Here is a 17272-nt window from a genome sequence, read left to right as displayed (position 1 = left end):
TAACCCCAAGTATCACGGTCATCATCGTCGCACCACTGCATCGAGGAGTCTATCTCGATGGGGTCTCTAGAATCAAACACCAGCATTTCCTAGGGCCAGGGCCGTAACCAACATGCCCAACACCAGAAATGGTTGGGCACTGGCTTGATATTTCACATCATTCTCTAGGGGAGCCCTGAGAAAGTACATGTCTTGAAAGGTGATTTGGGGAATGATTAGCAGAATCAGGAGCACAGCATAGGCATTCTGGTGCACTCCGATCAGATAGGCGGCGATTCCCCCCTGAAAGACATCGATCATCAGCACGCAAATCCAGGCGGCTGCGGTGACCCCAAACATGACGGGTAGGGATTGCAGTCCTAACTGCCGATCACCCTCTACGCTCTTGAAGTCATTCACAACGGCGATGCCCAACCCGGCTAGGCTATAAAACAGGGTCAGCCCGATGATGGTCAGGTTGAGATCGCCAAAGAGGGCATGACCAGCCCACCAAGGCAGAGCGATGTAGCTAGCTCCCAACGCATAGTTTCCCAGCCAACCGTTTTTCTTCAGCTTCAGGGGAGGAGCCGAATAGATATATGACAGCAGGGAGCCACCGACGGCAGTTGCCGTAATGGTCGGAAATGTATTGCCAGCCCACTGATCGAGGCCATAGGCTAGGGCGATGCCAGCACCAAGTAATATCAAGATTTGGGCGACTACTTGAGGGACAGAGATCGCTCCTGAGGGGATGGGGCGGTAGGGCTCATTGATGGCATCGATCTCTCGATCGTAGAAGTCGTTGAGGGTCTGGGTATAGCCTGCCAGTAACGGGCCTGACAGCAGCATACAGGCCAGGGCGACCAGCACATTGTCTACTGTCCAGCTAAAGTTACCGGAGGAAGCCGATCCACAGACAACTCCCCAAATCAGAGGAATCCAGGTGATGGGTTTCATCAACTGCAGACGAATCTTCCAGATGGAGGTCTCACCTGCTTGGGCCCCTCTCATGCCGAGTAGTTGGCGAGTCTGGCCGCTGCGGTTAGACGCGGCCTGCTGTGAATCTGTGGGTAGCTGAGGGTCAGCCATGACGGAAACGCACCACGTAGGTTTACCAGGATTATGATGACGCATGACAGCAATGGCCGTCAGCACTGGTCATCGCCTAAGATTAGTTCTTTGGGCTTGGTGGTTAGCCCTAAGGGTAGGCACTAGAACGAAATCACTAGGGAACGATCTTGAAATTTAGCGCCCTGCACCGGTCGACCTCGTAATTCTTCTGGCAGCAGCAGATTGCGCCGTTGATCGCCCGCTTCTACCGTGACCTCTGGACCATATTGGGTCAAGGTCACCTGGGTCTTATCGAAACTCGGCAAGAACAAACTGACCCGTCTGGCCGGGACATCAATAACTATAGGACGAGGGGCTGATTGAGCCAATTGGTTAAAGTCAGGCAGAGCGTCGATTAAGGCTGCCCAATCCTGGGTAGCTAGGGCCGGGATGGCATGGTTCGACAAGGGAGCAAAGACCTCTGGTTCGAGGGTTCCAGCCGTAGTCTGGTTAACCAAGACCGCCCCTACGGCCAAGCCGATTTGTTGAGCCCCTCCCCACAGGTGACGGGCCGTAGCCACGGCGGCAGCCTCGGGAGTCGTGACTAGGCAAGCCAATACCCGGGTGGGATCGTTGATGGCAGTGCGGCCCTGTCCTAAGAGATCGGCAGCCTGTTGGCTGGGTTGTTCTAGTCGCCCTGCCCAATCCCCGGCTAGGACAGCGTTGGCGATGGGCTGAATAAAGGGCGATAAGGCTTTGCCTAAATCTGAGGCTTCGAAGACCTGGCGAAAGCGGCGCAGATACCAATCCAGGATCTCAGGTAACCCAAACATGCGCAGGGTGGTTTGATCCCCAGCGCCATCGTAGACAATGACGTCGTAGTCACCGCTGGCATCATAGCGTCGCAGAGCATCTAGGGCTAAGGCCTCGTCCATGCCGGGTAAGACCCCGAGCTCCTGGCCGTAGACCTCTTTGAAAAAGGGGGTGCGCAGGTATTGGGCTTCTAGAGCCTTGACAGCATCCCAACTCTGCTCCAGCAGGGTAGCCGATCGCAATTGCATGGCCCATAGGTTGGTTTCGACCGACTGGGGCGTGGCGGTTAGCGATTGCCCCAACTGAGTTCCCACGACAGGTCCAGCGTCCTGAGTTGCTAACAAGACTGCCTTGCCCTGCCGGGCAAATTTCTGGGCAGTTGCGATCGCAAGGGTGCTACGCCCACTGCCGCCCTTGCCGAGAAAGGTAAGAATAAATGCCATGAAACGCTTACAATCTGGCTGTCTTTATGACTCAGAGCTTAATTCGTCCTCAAAAAACCAGCTCGAGAACTTATCGGGAAACTCCACCACAACGCCCACATCGCTGCCATCAACCATTTTATACTGGCTAACCACGCCGCTTTGGCCCAAACGATTGGCCAAATCCCTAGACACTCGATCCCGCAGCCGTGTCACCTTTACCTTTTGTCCGATCTCTAAGCCCATTCCGGTCCCAGGACTCCTCTTCAATGATTACAACGAGTTAAACCATTCCACAGTGTATCAGCGTCCTGACTCAGAGGCTGCTTTAAAGTCATAGTGAGATCTCAATACAGGACATCGACTCCCATGCTGGCAAAACGGATTCTCCCTTGTCTCGACGTCAAAGCCGGTCGCGTGGTGAAAGGCATCAACTTTGTTAATCTCAGAGATGCGGGCGATCCAGTAGAGCTAGCTCAGGCCTACAACGACGCCGGTGCCGATGAATTGGTTTTCTTAGACATCACCGCCACCCACGAAGATCGCGACATCATCTTCGATGTGGTCTATCGCACGGCCGAACAAGTTTTTATTCCCCTTACCGTAGGGGGGGGCATTCAATCCTTAGAAACAATTAAAAAATTGTTAAGAGCCGGGGCCGACAAGATCAGCATTAACTCAACCGCCGTCCGCAATCCTGACTTTATTAACCAAGCTAGTGAGCGGTTTGGCTGTCAGTGCATCGTTGTGGCCATCGACGCCCGCCGTCGCTTTCCAGATCGCCCCGAGTGGGATGTTTACGTACGGGGTGGACGCGACAACACCGGCCTAGATGCCGTTGCCTGGGCTCAGGAAGTCGTAGAACGAGGGGCCGGGGAGATCTTGCTGACCAGTATGGACGCCGATGGTACCCAGGCTGGCTATGACTTAGAACTGACCCACACCATCGCCGAGGCCGTAGCCGTGCCAATCATTGCCTCTGGAGGCGCCGGGACTTGCCAACACATTCACGCGGCCTTGACCGCGGGCGGGGCCGAAGCCGCTCTACTGGCCTCCCTACTGCACTACGGACAGCTCTCGGTAGGTGAGATCAAAGCCTATCTAGCCCACCATCAAGTGACGGTGCGGCAGAGCTGAAGAAATTGGGCTGGGTAGATTCCCACCTGCCCCCCTAGACTAATCCCTGTATCCCAAGAGGGTTGCAGGCTAGACCAATCTGCCCAAAGCGCGTAGAAATACCCTCCCGTTTTCATGAGTCTCTGTTACAATACGTAAAGTAGACTTTTATAAACTTTCCTCAGCTTAGGTGCTTTCCCCCATAGAGGCATCGGACGAAGTGGCTGAGGGAACGACAGCGACAGCGACCTAGTGTAATCCTTTTATGATGCTCCTTATTTTGGTCATTGTCATTGCCCTAGTTGCCTGGGCATTGCGCCTGATGGAGCGAGCCATTGCAGATCAGGAGTTTTCTCTGATGTTGGCTGGCTTCCTAGTGGCGTCATCGGCAGCGGCCATGATGGGCGTTTATTTTTTGATGGGCAACTATATGCTCTATGTCCAACATGGAGTGTCTGCCCCGCAACAGCTCGAATCCTCCAAAACAGAGTGGGCAGATCCGGTGCCGCCTTGGTTGGTTCAAGCTGAGTAGAGGAAGCATCGACCCGCTCCAATCGTGCCCTCAGGCCTGAACCACTTTAATTGGCTAATAGGGCTTGCCAAGTCGCTGGACCGACAATGCCGTCTACCTGTAGCTGATAGCGACGCTGAATTTGTCGAACCGCTGCTTCGGTTTGGCGACCAAAGATGCCATCGATAACTCCGGCATAGACTCCCAATACCCTAAGGCGCTCCTGCAATCGAGCAACGGCTGGACCAGCTAACCCTGATCTCAACACAGGCAACTCCACAGGACCCTGACCGGATGACTCTGGCGGCTTTTCCGACCCTGCAGGTTCCGCAACCTCTTCCGAATCCTCTGATGTTGTCTGGGCAACGGTAGGCTCTGCCGCAGTTGATGAGGCTTCCGATGCGGCGGTCGGATTGGTAGCTTCTGCCGGTGCTACCGGAGTCACTGAACTAGTCTCAGGGACAGTCGAGGCTGAGGTTGTCGTACTAGGTGGATTGGCTTGCCGGGGTGGGGATGGAAAGAGCTGATTCCAAGTAGCTGGACCGACGACACCGTCAGGATTCAGACCCGCTGCCGCCTGAAACTGACGCACAGCCTCTTCGGTGGCATCCAGATATTGACCATCTACAGGACCTGAATAGTAGCCCAGAAAGAGTAAAACAGTTTGCAACTCTTGCACCGTCTCCCCAGTGCTACCAAGTTGTAGGGTGGGCCGAGTGATCCGAGCTAATCGCAGTGATAGGTCTTTATTTTGGCCCAGGGCAGTTAGCTGTGGCTCGCCAGTTACGGAACCTGCTGGTGCCATCTCTATGGCTTGGCTAGCCTGCGCCGTGAATAGATCGCCACCGGCAACCCCAACTAGCGTAGCCAGAAGCATGGGCCAGATTTGACGCCGATCGATGGAGGCGTGGCAATGATGCGATGGCTTTCGACCGGCTTGGGGCCATCGCACGTCAGTTGAACAGGCACGTATCATAGGAACATCAAAGCGGCTAGAGGTCAGCCTGGGTTGCCCAGGGAGTTACCGACAGTCCCAGCGTCATCCCCCCATTTAAGCACGCCGTCGTTTATTCGGAGTAGGTAGACTGCCACGATGCAGCCCCTCATCTATAGCTATCGCAGTCTCGTCAGTGGTATGGCCATCGCCGTCACCCTGGCCGCCAGCAATGCCCTCAAGCCCCGACCGCCTTCACCACAGTCTCCACCTATGAAAGCGGTGCCTTGGCCCCCAGCAATGCTGCATTTGGGTCACTCCCTAGCTCAAGAAATCACGCCCCGGCTGACGTCCTTGGCCATTGCCCCCCCAGCAGCCCTGCCCCTAGTGCTGTTACCTTGGCGACTGCGCTACCCTCAGCACGCTTGCGACCGATTGCTGCAGACCCTAAGCCATGCCTACGAGCCTGCAGCCTTAGCCGCTGTCTGGGTTGTTCACGAATACCTGCGGCAGCACTTAAGCCAAGCCAGTCTCTCCTCCCCTGCGTTTGCTGTCCCCAACATAACTAGGGGGCTCGATCGAGCCCCCCCCGTGGCTATTAGTGCTCCCATCGCTGACCTCCGCCATTGCCTGACGACCTCTGCCGCCTACTGTCGGCTCTCTCCTCTGCTGCAGCCCCTAGCCCTAGCTCTGCATTACCTGGACAGCAGTGGTGGAGACTATCGCTTGGCCATGGGTCGAGGCCTAGAAGCCAACGATACAGTCGCGACTTGCGGGTTGATCGGGTTGCTGGCAACTGCCACCGCAGGGCTGTCCATCATTCCCCTATCCTGGCGGCTAGCCATGACATCATCTAGGTCCACCATCAGCCCTTTACAACGGATATGGGGATGCCGCGAAACAGATCTTTGGCAGCTAGCAGAGTCTCTCTTGGCCAGTTGGGCTGGGGTTCGCATGACTCAACTGCCCCCAGATCCCGATAGCAACATCCCGGTGATGGGTATGCCCTACCTGTGAGTCTCAGGCAGGAGAACTATAATAATTTGAGCAATCTACTTTAGCAGCGGGTGATCGAGGGGGCAATCTATAGCCTATGCACTCTAACTGAGGCAAGTACCTCGCAACCGTCAGGGTCCATAGCTTGCACTGAGGTATCGTTTCGTTAGAGCCTCGACTGGGTTTTCTAGGCGCTGCTTAATCGATACTCAGTGTGTTAAGGACCAGCTACCAGAGAACACCAGTCAGCCGCGGTAACTGCTACATTCTCATCCTTTCACTCCGGAGTGCTATCACTCTATATAACTTGCCACTGCTAACCACTCTGTGGTGCAGGCTCTACGGACGTAAGACTGGACAACCATGATGAAGTTACTCCGGCTCTTAATCGGCCAAGTGGAACAGCGGTGGAAGCCATCTACCAACTCTCTCCGCGTTTCATTCCGGAGGTCCTTGGGGTCCAGATCTGCCACTTCTCGCTTCACTCACCGCATGTTACATCGGTTTTCTCCTGCCGTGCCCATTAGTCCATCAGACACCTCTTCCCCGCCACCGCCGCGACGGGCAAGACGGCAGTCAGGTCGCCTCAAGCAACCCCGGCTGATTTTTGCCGTGGCAGTGTTATCCCTGACAGCAGGACTGGGGCAGCGCTTCTACAACCAACCTGGGCTGCAGGTGGACAGTCAGGCTCCGGAAACCATCATTGCTCCCAAGGATGCCACCGTCGTCGATACGGAGTCTACAGAGGCCCAGCAAATGGCAGCCCGGAATGGGGTACTGCGGGTGCTGATGCTGGATCCAGCCGTTAATGAGGCAATGCTGCAGTCGCTTGACCAGCTCCTTCAGCAAGGGGAACGGCTGAGACAGCAAGCCGGAACCCTTCCCTTTCTACCCACCCATCGCTTATCCACAGCGGCGCAACGCTATATCCAATCCGCTGACCAAGAGGAGTGGCAATCAATTTGGTCCTTAGTGCAGTCTTGGCCGCTAGAGCAGGCACCGGGCTCATCCTCGCCATCTGAGGGTAATCAGCGTCAGCATGAGGAATTTCAAAGCCTATCGCCACAACCTAAACAGGTGGCCCGAGAGCTGATTACCCTACGACAACAAGAGTCGTCAGTGGCATTTGCAACCCTTGGCGATCAACTTGAGTCTGTTCGCCGCCGTTATCAGCGCACCTTGACCGACATCGAGCAGATGGATCAGCCGTTCGGTCCTCGCCTGCTACAGCTCAGCGAAGAGGAATGGCAGGCTACCAAGACGGGCTTACGCCAGGTCACTGACCGCATGATCACCCAGGGGATTTCCCCAGGATTACCGTCCGATGTATTGAAGGATGCCATTGGGACACAGCTTCAGGAGACTGTGCCGTCAGTGGCCACCCCCCTGGCTACTCAGATGCTGACGTCGGTGCTTACTCCAAATCTGATCGAGGATCCTGAGCGCACTCGCCTGCAAGCAGAAAAAGCTGCTGAAGCGGTGGAGCCGGTCACCGTCTCTGTACAACAGGGTGAAGTCATCGTAGCTGCCGGTGAAACCATCAGCCAGGCTGACTTCGTGCTGCTGGACCACTTCAATCTCAGTCAGCGACGGTTTAACTGGCTTGGGTTTGTGGGCTATGGCGTTCTGGTGGCCGGGGGAGTCTCTATATTTCTGCTGGTAGAGCATATCTACCATGGGGGATTACGGCGACGGGATTATGTGTTGATCACCCTGATGGTGATGACAACGGCCGGGCTGTTGGTGTTTGGTAGTGCCGCCTATGGCCTGCCGGCAGTGGGCTTACTGGTCGGTAGCTTTTATGGGTCGGCCCTAGGGGCTACAGTGATCGCTCTGCTGGGAATATTGGTTCCTATCGGCACTAATGTCAGTAGCGTGCCGCTGGTAGCTAGCGTGGTCGGTGCCCTGGTCGGTAGTGTGGTGGCGTCTCGGTTGCGATCGCGCGAGGAGCTGGCCCTATTAGGGGGTGGCATTGGCTTAACTCAGGGTGGGGTCTACCTAATCCTGACTCTGATTGTCAATCCAGTGTCGCCATCGGCTTGGTATGGCATTCTGACTGGCTCTGCCCTACAGGGGGCCTATGGTCTGGTGTCCAGTATCTTAGCCCTGGGCCTCAGTCCCTACTTAGAGCATGTCTTCGATTTAGTCACCCCAATTCGCCTGGCGGAGTTGTCCAACCCTAACCGCCCCTTGCTGAAGCGATTGTCATCAGAAGCGCCGGGCACATTTCAACACACCATGTTCGTGGCCAGCCTGGCCGAGGCAGCCGCCCGGGTGCTGGGCTGCAATGTGGAGCTGGTCCGAGCTGGCACCCTCTACCACGACATCGGCAAGATGCATGATCCCCAGGGATTCATCGAAAATCAGATGGGAGGCCCCAATAAGCACGATCAAATTGCCGATCCCTGGCTGAGTGCCACCATCATTAAGAAGCATGTCACCGAAGGCATTGTCATGGCCCGCAAGTGCCGCCTGCCCAAGGCACTGCGGGCCTTTATCCCAGAACACCAGGGCACCATGCTGATCAGCTATTTCTATCATCAGGCTAAAGAACGGGCGGCTGAGGACGCTACCTTGGTGGTGCGGGAAGAAGACTTCCGCTATGACGGTCCCATTCCCCAATCACCGGAAACGGGGATTGTCATGCTGGCCGACTCTTGCGAAGCGGCGTTGCGCTCTCTGAAGGAGGCGACGCCTGAAGAGGCTCTAACCATGGTCAACCGAATCTTGCGAGCTCGTTGGAAAGATGATCAGCTGGTGGATTCAGGCTTAACCCGGGAGCATATGCGCATCATTGCCGACATCTTCGTGCAAGTGTGGCAGCAATACAACCACAAGCGTATCGCCTATCCCAAGGCGGCCTTAGCCGCAAAGCCTTCTGCTTAGCCTGGGGTGAGGCTGGTTAGCTTCTGACCTGGAACTCGACAGTAGACAATAACAGCCGACAACTTCAGCGACTTAAACAATATAAGGAGCAACTCCATGAAGAAATTTGTCTACTGGCTGATGGGAGAGCGAGCGGGTCGAGTCGTAGTCATTAGCTGGAACTGGTTGTGGGGCAGACCAATAGAAGCGGATAGTCAAGGTGCTGTTAATGCGGCCGAAGAATCTCTACGCTCCATGCAGACGTCTGTTCAGCAGCTCTCACAGGCTGTATCTACCCAAGCAGCTAGTTACGAGCGGGCCAAGAAAAAATACGAAATCAAAGTCAAAGAACTGCAAGATGCTGAGCATGAAGCCGTTCTGGCGCAGCAGTTAGGTAATATAGAAGCAGCCCGTCTGGCCATGACCCGTGCCTTACAAATCGAGCGATTCCTACCCCAGCTAGAGCAACGAGTGCGGCAAGTTGAAGCATTAGTCAACCAGTCTAAAGAAAAACTCGATCGCGAACGCATGCGGCTGGAGGCCTATAAATTTGAATTCCAGCATATGAAGGATATGGCTGAAATCAATGAAGCGTTGCGACTGGTAGCAGAGACCAATGACAGTCTCAACATCCAGTCATCGCAATCACAGTTTGAAGCGGCCAAAGCGGTCGTTGAAGATCGGTCATTTTATGAAGAGGCGTATGCCGAGCTGTCAGAGGATCCCCAGGACCAGTTGCAAGCTGACATTGAAAAAATGACATTGAATGATCAGGTTGAAAAACGGTTAAAAAAACTTCGAAATTCTGAGCTAACTGAGTCGCCGCAGAGGACCAATGCCATGAATGACAAGCCATTTATCGATCCCGAATCTTCGAGTCAATAACTGCAACAACGTTTCTGTTGCAGTGGCTATACTCCAGGAAAACAACTATATTTTGCTGGCAATACCACTGACTTATGATCTTATCAAGCTGATAAGCATTTGCATGATCAACCAAACGGCCATATGATCATTGCCAGCTAAGGCAGGATTTAGAGTATTACAATTTTTATTTATGGTTCGGCGTTCAAAGGGTCCCCCTCCCATTGTTTATATTCTGATTGGTTTAGCTATCGTTGGGGGTGGGTATTGGTTCTTTAATCGGCAAGGAGAGACTGACACAGAGTCTATTACCAGTTCAGGGTCTACTCCTGACCCAGCGGTTACCGAAGAATCACGGATTAGCGCTGGTGAGCATATTCTCATTTCTACCGACGCGTTGGGCATCGAAAATCCTGCCTTTGGTTCCGCCAAACAGCAGGGGGTACGAGCATTAGCCAATGGCGAGTTTGAGCAGGCAGCGCAGGCTTTTAGATCGGCAAGACAGCTCTATCGCAATGATCCTGAAACGCTTATCTATCTGAATAATGCCGAGATTGGCGATGGCTCCGCTCATCAGGTGGCTGTTTTAGTGCCTGTTGACGTCAATACGGCTCCCTTTTCCCTCGAAATGCTGCGAGGCTTTGCCCAGGCTCAGCATGAAGTCAATCAAAGGGGAGGGATTAATGGTGAACCTTTGAAGCTGATTGTCGCGGATGATAATGATGATCCCAATATTGCCCGCCAAGTGATCTCCGAATTGGCTACTAATTCAGACATATTGGCGGTAATGGGACACTGGAGCAGTCAAGTTACTCTGGCAGTGGCACCAATTTATGCAGACAATCAGCTGGTATTAATTAGTCCAGTCAGCACCAGCCCTGACATTTCAGGGATTAGCGATTATGTCTTTCGCATTATTCCCAATAATGCCATTGTCGGTAGAACAATGGCTGATTATCTGCTGAGCCAAGCATCTATTAGGAATATGATTGTTGCCCACGATCCCACCAGTCAATACAGCCAGTCTCTGAAAACCGAGTTTGTGTCGGCGGTTTCTGCTCGAGGTGGGCAAGTGGTGGGGGAATGGGATTTGAGTACCTCTGGCTTTAGACCCCAGCGCTTGATTCAGGATGCCCTAGATCAAGCTGCTGGCGCGTTGACCTTAATCCCCTCGCCCGATACTGTCGATCGGGCCTTACAGCTGGTCACCGTCAATCAGCGTCGGTTGCAGTTGGTGGGGGATATCGGCAATCTATATGGTCTCAAGACGTTAGAAGTGAGTGGGCAAAATGCGGTTGGTATGGTGCTGCCGATCCCGTGGCATATTCAGGGCGATCCCAATGCCCCCTTTGTCCAGGCGTCCCGACAACTTTGGGGAGCCGATGTCAATTGGGCCACGGCAATGGCCTATGATGCGTCCCAAGCTTTGATTGAGGCGATTGCTCAAGCCCCTTCCCGCACCGGTATTCAGCAAGCCTTGGCCAGTGACACCTTTGAGGCTGAGGGGGTGCAAGGGCCGATCCGCTTTACTCCTGCCGGTGACCGCAGAGGGGGTTTGCAGCTGGTTGAGGTGCAGCCGGCTAATCCATCGCGTTCTGGCACTGGCTACGATTTTGTGCCAATTTCACAATAATCGATAAATTGCCCAGGGCGCCCACGATAACCAATTTGATTCCCCTGTCTGTTGGCGATGCTTGGAGAGCGATGGTGTTGCAGGAGCCGGTCATCCTGTCGATGGCTGGGAGTATGGGTTGATCTGACTGGGGGGCATGCGATCGCAACTGAGCACCTACCCGCCATTGCCCCCATCGCCCTGGGCGTTCATCGCCGCAGACTAGGCATCATCCATCGCCGAGGCTGCGGCCATGGTCACTTTATCTGCCCACTCAGCGTAGTTTCCGGGCTTGCTCCACAGCGGCGGCGGCATTCACTAGTCCCCCACCGAAGTAATACTGCTCCGGGGAAATCGGCTCCGGAAAGCTAAAAATGCCCGTGGGTCGCAACACCTGGTTCTCCACCACCGTACCTAGGCCCACCGCTGCCTGCAGGCGATACTGATTCATCTCTGACTGGGTCAGGGCCAATCCCTCGTAATCGGCAGTGGTCTGTAAAATCTGGCTGACCTGGGCTCGGGTCAGATCGCCATTGGCTGCCAGCATCAGCGCTACCGTCCCAGTAGTGGCAGGAGCCGAGAAGGAGGTGCCCTGCACCTGTACGTAATGCCCCAAGGGATCCAACCCTAAACTCCAAGGGTGGATAGGCTGCTCGATCCCTTGCCAGAAGCCAGGCACCCAGGTGCCGCCAGTGGTGAGAATGCCATACATGGGCACCTGGCTAATGTCACCGCCAGGAGCAACCACATCCAGGCCGCCTCCGTAACTGCTATAGACGGTACGCTCGCCCTCGAGGGTGGTGGCCCCCACGGAAATCACCGCTGGAATCGCCGCCGGGAACCCGACACCATCCAGGCTGTCATTACCAGCTGAGGCCACAATCACTAGGTCAGGGTGGGCATCCAACACGGCCATAATCTGGTCGGTCAGCTCCCGATCCGGTAGCAATCCCCCTAGGCTCAGGTTGATCACATCGACCCCCCGCTCAGCAGCATAGCCAATGGCTTCCACCAGGGCAGCCACGGTGATTTCGCCACCGAGGCCAAACACCCGTACCGGCAAGATCTCGGCCTCTGGAGCCACGCCGACAGCACCGCGAGCACTACCGGGGTTGGCCGCCACTACCCCGCTAGACCAGGTGCCGTGGAATTCGGCCATAATGTCTCCCTGAATGTAGCCACGGATGACATTGGCAATCTGCCGCTGTGACCACTTTGGACGGGCATTAGCAATGCGATTGGCCAATCCCCGGTAAGTTTGTAGCAGCTCGCCATCGGAGAGGGTAAAGGTATTTTGAAAGTCGGTGCGCACCAAGTCTAACTCGGCATCACTGATGCGAGTGTCGGGGTCACCGACAGCGCAACGGTCGGCCTGGCAGGTGGTGTCCCGGTTCGAGAAATCCCAGCCATGGACTTCGCCGGGCAGACGACCGGCTTGGTCTTCGGCAATGGCATAGAGGTTATCGGCCAGATCAGGATGGTCCCACTGGATCAGGCTGTCGATGACGGCGACGACGACGCCCTCTCCTTGGCTGCCTTGGGACCAGGCCTCAGTCACCCGAATGTCAGTGCGGGGTTGGCGGGTGCCGCGAAAGGCGGTGCTGTCGAGGTGCCAGTGCAGGGGGAATAAATCGGTGGCTACGGGCCAGTCCCGAGGGCCAGATAGCCGGGCCAAGAGATTATCTAAGGGGGGGTTGGGCCGGGAAGATGCGATCGCAAGCTGCTCCAGACTCTGGGGCACGGCTCGGTAGGGCAGCGTCTGCACAAAATTGGGGGTAGCCGACTGAATCCCCGCTACTCCATTCAGTTGATTGGCTACGTTCAGCACCTGTAGCCCAGCCCCATCGCGACGGCTGACCAGATAGCGGTTTTGGCTAAAGCGCAAGGGCCGCACCTCTTCCAGGCCATAACGACTCAGGGTCAGCTGCACCTGGCTGGCAGGGGCATCGGGCTCGAAACTGACCACAATTTCATTGGGCAGAATGATTGTGTCCTCCTCGCCGCTGCGGCTGAGCACCGGCAGGGTAGCTTCCACATAGGGCCGTTGCAACCGCTGCTGCACCGCTGCCCTCAACTCGGCAGACACCTCAGGCAGTTCGATCACCGCGTAGCGATTTCCCAAGGGCCGCAGGGTTACCTCTAGGGCTGGCCCCGCCTCACCGCCACGACCGGCACGCCCCCCGGCAGGCCGACCCAGCAAGTTGTGCTGCAGCTGTTGAAAGGGCGAAGGTCCTCCCCGGGCCCCACTGGGTTGAGATTTCAGAGCCACGGCGATCTGATCTTGCCGCAAGGTGAGGGGGACGCGCTGACCATAGAAGGTATAGTAAAGCTCATCTTCGCGGGTCTGAGCCTGGGCCGGAGCCACAGAAACAGAGCCGGTCAAATCTCCCCCAGGAGCCCGCGGGGGCAGCATCGATAGGGCTGACAGGGTCAATCCAGTTAACAGGAGGCCAGAGAATAGGGGTCGCATAAACTCAATGTCTCAGTAGGGTCTACTATCCCCTATATCTGACTACCCTGAACTTATACAGGCTCTGTCCAACCCGTTCAAAGAGTTTAGCCAGCAGATTGGCGTATATCCACCGTTCGATTTCAGTGGCGTGACGCTGTCCATGTTTGACTGGCCACATGTCGGATTCCCCAAAAATCAGCTCCAAGCATCGGCCTAGAGAATCCTATCCTATGACTTCAATGCCAGAATTGAGATAGGCTGCCAAAATAGGGGTTACCCATGAGGGCCAGCATTAGCCAGCAGTATGATGATGGGGCCATCCGACCATGACCCAAGCAACGGTAACCACGGATCTCTACCCCGACTCCGATGGTCAGCCTATGGCTGATAACACGAAGCAGTACCGTTGGATCGTGCGTTTGGTCAGCAATCTGAGCAACCTCTTGCAAGACCAAACGGCTTTTGTCGCAGGGGATCTGCTCTGGTATCCGGTTCAGGTGGAGGCTCCCCCCGTTCCCTCCCAGGCCCCCGATGCCATGGTGGTGCTGGGTCGGCCAGATGGCGATCGTGGTAGCTACAAGCAGTGGGAAGAGGACAACATTCCGCCCCAGGTGGTCTTTGAGATCATCTCTCCCAGTAATACGGCCACTGAAATTTCTCAGAAGCAAGCGTTTTACGACCGGTATGGGGTGCTGGAAATGGTCTTCTATGATCCCGATAATCTCGAGTTTTGGGGACTAACGCGACAGGCTCCAGATGATCGGCCTGTACTGCTAACTTGCCTCAACCTGCCCTGGACCTCCCCGACCCTAGGTGTGAAATTTGACATGTTTGAGGATGGACTGGCGTTGTTCTATCCCCATGGAGAGCGATTTAAAGACCCTGAGGAGCTATACCAAGAGCGTAACCAGACCCAGCGCAAGTTAAATCGGGCTATGGAAAAATTGCGGCAACTCGGCATCGACCCCAGCGAGTTGGAAGAGTAGTTAGGCTGGTTAACTGACACAATTTGATTGTGGGTAGCTAAAGTAGTCGGCCCTATTACTGGGCGGCCTTTGGACTAGCTTTCATCATCAGCGGCGCTGGCCCAGGTTGAGGCGAGGGGGTCCCTTGCGGAAAGCGTTGACCGCAGTCATATATTGGCTCAGGAAGGGCAGGCCGCCGATGGCAGGTAGAAAGTAGCGAGAAGTGCACAACAGCCCCAGGGCCGCCCCGGTGGCCTCGTCGAAGTAGGAACTGTAGAGAAAGACTAGGGCGGCGTCGCGGGTGCCGACCCCGGCAAAGGTGAGGGGCAGCAGCCCGGCCAGAATCGCCAGGGGGGAGAGGGCCAAGTTAGTGAGGAATGGGGTCCAGGCTTTCAGGGCCAGGATGAAGAACCAGATCTGCAGCAGATGCAGGAACCAGATGAAGACGGAGGTGAAGCTGACTCTGAGCAGCTGGGTGCGATCGCACCAGATGTAATCATGCATCTCGCCCCAGGAGGCCTGCAGGCGGTGCACTTTCTCGGCCACTTTGCCCGGTGCCAGGCGGCGAGCCGTACCGAAAAACAGCTTGGCGAAGCCCTTAGAGCCCAACAACAGCAGCCCCAGGGCCAAGCCGCCGATGATGCCGGCAGTCATGAGCACAAACCAGGCATCCTTGTAGGGATACAGCAGCAGGCCAAAGGCGCACCACAGCAGCAGCGAGAGCATATCGCAGGTCTTCTCGAACACCACGATAGACAGGGACAGGGAGCCGCTGAGATGGCCCCGATCCCGCATGAAGTAGGCCTTGATGATATCCCCCATCTTGGAGGGCAATACCATATTCAGGGTGCTGGCGGCCAGGATCAGGCGATTGGCCTCCCCCACGCCCAGGGCCGCCTTGGGCGGCATCAACTGTTGCAGCCGCCAGGCGGTGACCCCGGTGATGGGGATCACCATGGCCAGGCTGATGGCCATCCAGGTGCGATCGCAGGTCTGAAACACCTGCAATAGCCCCGCCAGGTCGATGCGGCGATAGAGCAGGGCCAGGATGCCAAGGCTGACCAGAATCGAGACGAATCGTTTCATAGGGTACGCTCCACGATCAGGGGCTCTCCAGGCGACAACTGCCGTACCTGGGGGGTCAGATCCAGCCAGGGGTGCAACTGTCCGGTTTGAAAGGTGCGACTCATGACCACATAGATAGAGGTCTGGTCGGGGCCGATGCCAACGGCCATCACCTGACTCCAGGAATCAGCCCGCAGTTCGTCCCGCAGTTGCCAGCGCCCCTGCTGCCAGCGCAACTGGCGGCGAAAGCGAAACGGTGCTGGCGTCTTGCCAGTAATCAGCAGGGTCTGCAGCAGCTTGCGAATCAGGTTGGGGAAGAAGCGACCCACCGTCAGCATCACCAATCGTAGGATGATCAGATTCAGCGGCGTCATCTGCTTCTGCTTGGCCCAGCCCAGGGACCCTTCCACCACGACCTCGTCCTCGCCCAGGTGATAGCGATAGGGACCCACCAGATGGCCGACGGCGTTTTTCACCTTGCGGCCCTGACGCACCACCAGGGAAAATTGAGTATCGGAGAGCAGTAGCCGCTCGTCACGAAAGACCTTAAAGGCGCCCCCCTTATTCAGGGCCAGGTAGAGACGGGTATCGGCCCGCTGGTCGATCAAGATACGGGCCTCGGGCAGCCATAGGCGCCCCATCGAGGGCGGCTTCAGTGGCGGTCGCTCGGCCACGAAGTCGCGCCAAGCCAGTAGATAACTCCAGCTGTGGTGCCCCACGATATGGTCATCGGCATAGCAGGCTCCTTTCCCCTGGGCCAGCCCTTCCAGGATGCAGTCGTTGATACTGAGGGCTGGCGGAAACCAGCGGCCGATGCGCTCAAAGCCATGGGGGAAGAAATTGTAGGTGTTGCGGCTGGTATATTCGCCGCCGTAGGAACCATCGGGATGGACAAAGTAGGCGGTGAGGTTGACCCCCTTTGCGATCGCATCCTTGAGGCGGGAGCTGGGCCGTAGATCATAGAGCCAGGCCAAACAGCCCAGCGTCAGGGTGTGATAGCCCGGATCACAGCCCTCATACTCCTGAAACCATCCCTCCGGATTTTGCCAGGAAAACACCAGCTCCAACCGGTTCTGAATGGCAGCCGCCCATTTATCGGTGCCCAGCAACCGAGACGCCAACTCCAAACACAGCGCAATCAATGCCTGGTGGTTAGTCAGGCGACCGCTCTCCAGGTGGTGAGCTAGCCAGTCAGCCCGTTTCTCAAAGAACCGCAGCAACTTGGGATCATCGAGATCCAGCAACCGATAGCTCTGCAAACAGGCCAGCAACGAGAAGGCCGCCGCGCCGCTGGCTCGCTCAAAGGGAAAATAATCATCACAGGAGCCATCCCGATGGGCACTAGACGCCGCATAGCGGATCCCCGCCTCCACCCAGTCCCGTAGCCGCGGTTGCCGGTAGAACTCATTCCCCGCTAAGTCCGTGTCATAGGCCAGGGCCAAGGGCCAGACAAACTCCTGGGCCATGCCACTGGGAAAATCGATGATCTTGTACTGCCAGAAATTGCGATCGAAGCAGCCATAGGTAGGACTGTGGGGATTGCGGTCCTGAAGGGTGAGGAGCTTAGGAATGTGAGCTAAGGCTTCCCGGGCAAAGAGATCTCGCATGAAGCACTCCAATCAACACCG

At 56.1% G+C, this 17272-nt stretch carries 14 protein-coding genes; 7 read left to right on the top strand and 7 right to left on the bottom strand.

The window, feature by feature from the left end; genetic code table 11:
* Window positions 1-72: 72 nt before the first annotated feature.
* The 3 genes from chlG to petP form a co-directional block, all read right to left on the bottom strand.
* Window positions 73-1068, bottom strand: a complete 996-nt coding sequence (gene chlG / locus XM38_RS01585) for a chlorophyll synthase ChlG (RefSeq protein ID WP_080810691.1) — start codon at window positions 1066-1068, stop codon at window positions 73-75.
* A gap of 122 nt (window positions 1069-1190) precedes the next feature.
* A complete protein-coding gene (locus XM38_RS01580) occupies window positions 1191-2285 on the bottom strand; it encodes a Get3/ArsA fold putative tail anchor-mediating ATPase NosAFP (RefSeq protein WP_080810693.1) in 1095 nt (364 codons plus the stop codon).
* Between the two features lie 24 nt (window positions 2286-2309).
* Window positions 2310-2510: a cytochrome b6f subunit PetP gene (petP, locus tag XM38_RS01575; RefSeq protein WP_080810699.1), complete on the bottom strand. Its 201-nt coding sequence runs from the start codon at window positions 2508-2510 to the stop codon at window positions 2310-2312.
* A gap of 123 nt (window positions 2511-2633) precedes the next feature.
* Between petP and hisF the strand changes: the two genes are divergently transcribed.
* Together hisF and XM38_RS01565 are read left to right on the top strand one after the other, a co-directional pair.
* Window positions 2634-3401 (top strand): imidazole glycerol phosphate synthase subunit HisF, encoded by a 768-nt coding sequence (gene hisF, locus XM38_RS01570; RefSeq protein ID WP_080810701.1) that lies wholly within the window; start codon window positions 2634-2636, stop codon window positions 3399-3401.
* Window positions 3402-3645: 244 nt separating this feature from the next.
* Window positions 3646-3912 (top strand): hypothetical protein, encoded by a 267-nt coding sequence (locus tag XM38_RS01565; RefSeq protein ID WP_080810703.1) that lies wholly within the window; start codon window positions 3646-3648, stop codon window positions 3910-3912.
* Window positions 3913-3958: 46 nt separating this feature from the next.
* Here XM38_RS01565 and XM38_RS25630 read toward each other — a convergent pair whose 3' ends face one another.
* Window positions 3959-4867: a peptidoglycan-binding domain-containing protein gene (locus XM38_RS25630; protein WP_088428901.1), complete on the bottom strand. Its 909-nt coding sequence runs from the start codon at window positions 4865-4867 to the stop codon at window positions 3959-3961.
* 117 nt (window positions 4868-4984) lie between these two features.
* Between XM38_RS25630 and XM38_RS01555 the strand changes: the two genes are divergently transcribed.
* From XM38_RS01555 to XM38_RS01540, 4 genes are all read left to right on the top strand, one after another.
* Complete coding sequence (locus XM38_RS01555) at window positions 4985-5842, top strand: hypothetical protein (protein WP_080810706.1); 858 nt, start codon at window positions 4985-4987, stop codon at window positions 5840-5842.
* A gap of 342 nt (window positions 5843-6184) precedes the next feature.
* Window positions 6185-8707, top strand: coding sequence for an HD family phosphohydrolase (locus XM38_RS01550; RefSeq protein ID WP_225889148.1), 2523 nt, complete (start codon window positions 6185-6187; stop codon window positions 8705-8707).
* Window positions 8708-8803: 96 nt separating this feature from the next.
* The gene (locus tag XM38_RS01545; protein WP_088428899.1) at window positions 8804-9571 is read left to right on the top strand and encodes a PspA/IM30 family protein; all 768 of its coding nucleotides are present in this window, start codon (window positions 8804-8806) and stop codon (window positions 9569-9571) included.
* 172 nt (window positions 9572-9743) lie between these two features.
* Window positions 9744-11183, top strand: a complete 1440-nt coding sequence (locus XM38_RS01540) for an ABC transporter substrate-binding protein (protein ID WP_088428897.1) — start codon at window positions 9744-9746, stop codon at window positions 11181-11183.
* Window positions 11184-11436: 253 nt separating this feature from the next.
* Here the strand turns inward: XM38_RS01540 and XM38_RS01535 are convergent, their stop codons facing one another.
* Entirely contained in the window at window positions 11437-13632 is a 2196-nt protein-coding gene (locus XM38_RS01535) for a S8 family peptidase (RefSeq protein WP_088428895.1), read from the bottom strand.
* A 308-nt stretch (window positions 13633-13940) separates the two neighbouring features.
* On the opposite strand from XM38_RS01535, the gene XM38_RS01530 reads away from it, so the two are divergent.
* Entirely contained in the window at window positions 13941-14600 is a 660-nt protein-coding gene (locus XM38_RS01530; RefSeq protein ID WP_088428893.1) for a Uma2 family endonuclease, read from the top strand.
* 87 nt (window positions 14601-14687) lie between these two features.
* On the opposite strand, the gene XM38_RS01525 is transcribed toward XM38_RS01530, so the two are convergent.
* A complete protein-coding gene (locus XM38_RS01525; RefSeq protein WP_080810715.1) occupies window positions 14688-15665 on the bottom strand; it encodes a lysylphosphatidylglycerol synthase transmembrane domain-containing protein in 978 nt (325 codons plus the stop codon).
* The gene (locus tag XM38_RS01520) at window positions 15662-17251 is read right to left on the bottom strand and encodes a hypothetical protein (RefSeq protein WP_080810716.1); all 1590 of its coding nucleotides are present in this window, start codon (window positions 17249-17251) and stop codon (window positions 15662-15664) included. Before XM38_RS01520 ends, XM38_RS01525 begins: the two co-directional genes overlap by 4 nt.
* Window positions 17252-17272 lie beyond the last annotated feature (21 nt).

The sequence above is a fragment of the Halomicronema hongdechloris C2206 genome, assembly GCF_002075285.3.
In the GTDB taxonomy this organism is placed as follows: Bacteria; Cyanobacteriota; Cyanobacteriia; order Phormidesmidales; family Phormidesmidaceae; genus Halomicronema_B; species Halomicronema_B hongdechloris.
Note: the sequence above shows the minus strand (reverse complement) of the source record. Positions and strands in the feature narration are given on the sequence as shown.

What these genes read in the sequence shown, in the direction of transcription:
- XM38_RS01580 (WP_080810693.1), bottom strand. Translation starts at nt 2,285, where the DNA reads ATGGCATTTATTCTTACCTTTCTCGGCAAGGGCGGCAGTGGGCGTAGC.
- XM38_RS01540 (WP_088428897.1), top strand. Translation starts at nt 9,744, where the DNA reads ATGGTTCGGCGTTCAAAGGGTCCCCCTCCCATTGTTTATATTCTGATT.
- XM38_RS01535 (WP_088428895.1), bottom strand. Translation starts at nt 13,632, where the DNA reads ATGCGACCCCTATTCTCTGGCCTCCTGTTAACTGGATTGACCCTGTCA.
- XM38_RS01530 (WP_088428893.1), top strand. Translation starts at nt 13,941, where the DNA reads ATGACCCAAGCAACGGTAACCACGGATCTCTACCCCGACTCCGATGGT.
- XM38_RS01555 (WP_080810706.1), top strand. Translation starts at nt 4,985, where the DNA reads ATGCAGCCCCTCATCTATAGCTATCGCAGTCTCGTCAGTGGTATGGCC.
- XM38_RS01525 (WP_080810715.1), bottom strand. Translation starts at nt 15,665, where the DNA reads ATGAAACGATTCGTCTCGATTCTGGTCAGCCTTGGCATCCTGGCCCTG.
- XM38_RS01550 (WP_225889148.1), top strand. Translation starts at nt 6,185, where the DNA reads ATGATGAAGTTACTCCGGCTCTTAATCGGCCAAGTGGAACAGCGGTGG.
- XM38_RS01565 (WP_080810703.1), top strand. Translation starts at nt 3,646, where the DNA reads ATGATGCTCCTTATTTTGGTCATTGTCATTGCCCTAGTTGCCTGGGCA.
- XM38_RS01545 (WP_088428899.1), top strand. Translation starts at nt 8,804, where the DNA reads ATGAAGAAATTTGTCTACTGGCTGATGGGAGAGCGAGCGGGTCGAGTC.
- XM38_RS01520 (WP_080810716.1), bottom strand. Translation starts at nt 17,251, where the DNA reads ATGCGAGATCTCTTTGCCCGGGAAGCCTTAGCTCACATTCCTAAGCTC.
- chlG (WP_080810691.1), bottom strand. Translation starts at nt 1,068, where the DNA reads ATGGCTGACCCTCAGCTACCCACAGATTCACAGCAGGCCGCGTCTAAC.
- hisF (WP_080810701.1), top strand. Translation starts at nt 2,634, where the DNA reads ATGCTGGCAAAACGGATTCTCCCTTGTCTCGACGTCAAAGCCGGTCGC.
- petP (WP_080810699.1), bottom strand. Translation starts at nt 2,510, where the DNA reads ATGGGCTTAGAGATCGGACAAAAGGTAAAGGTGACACGGCTGCGGGAT.
- XM38_RS25630 (WP_088428901.1), bottom strand. Translation starts at nt 4,867, where the DNA reads ATGATACGTGCCTGTTCAACTGACGTGCGATGGCCCCAAGCCGGTCGA.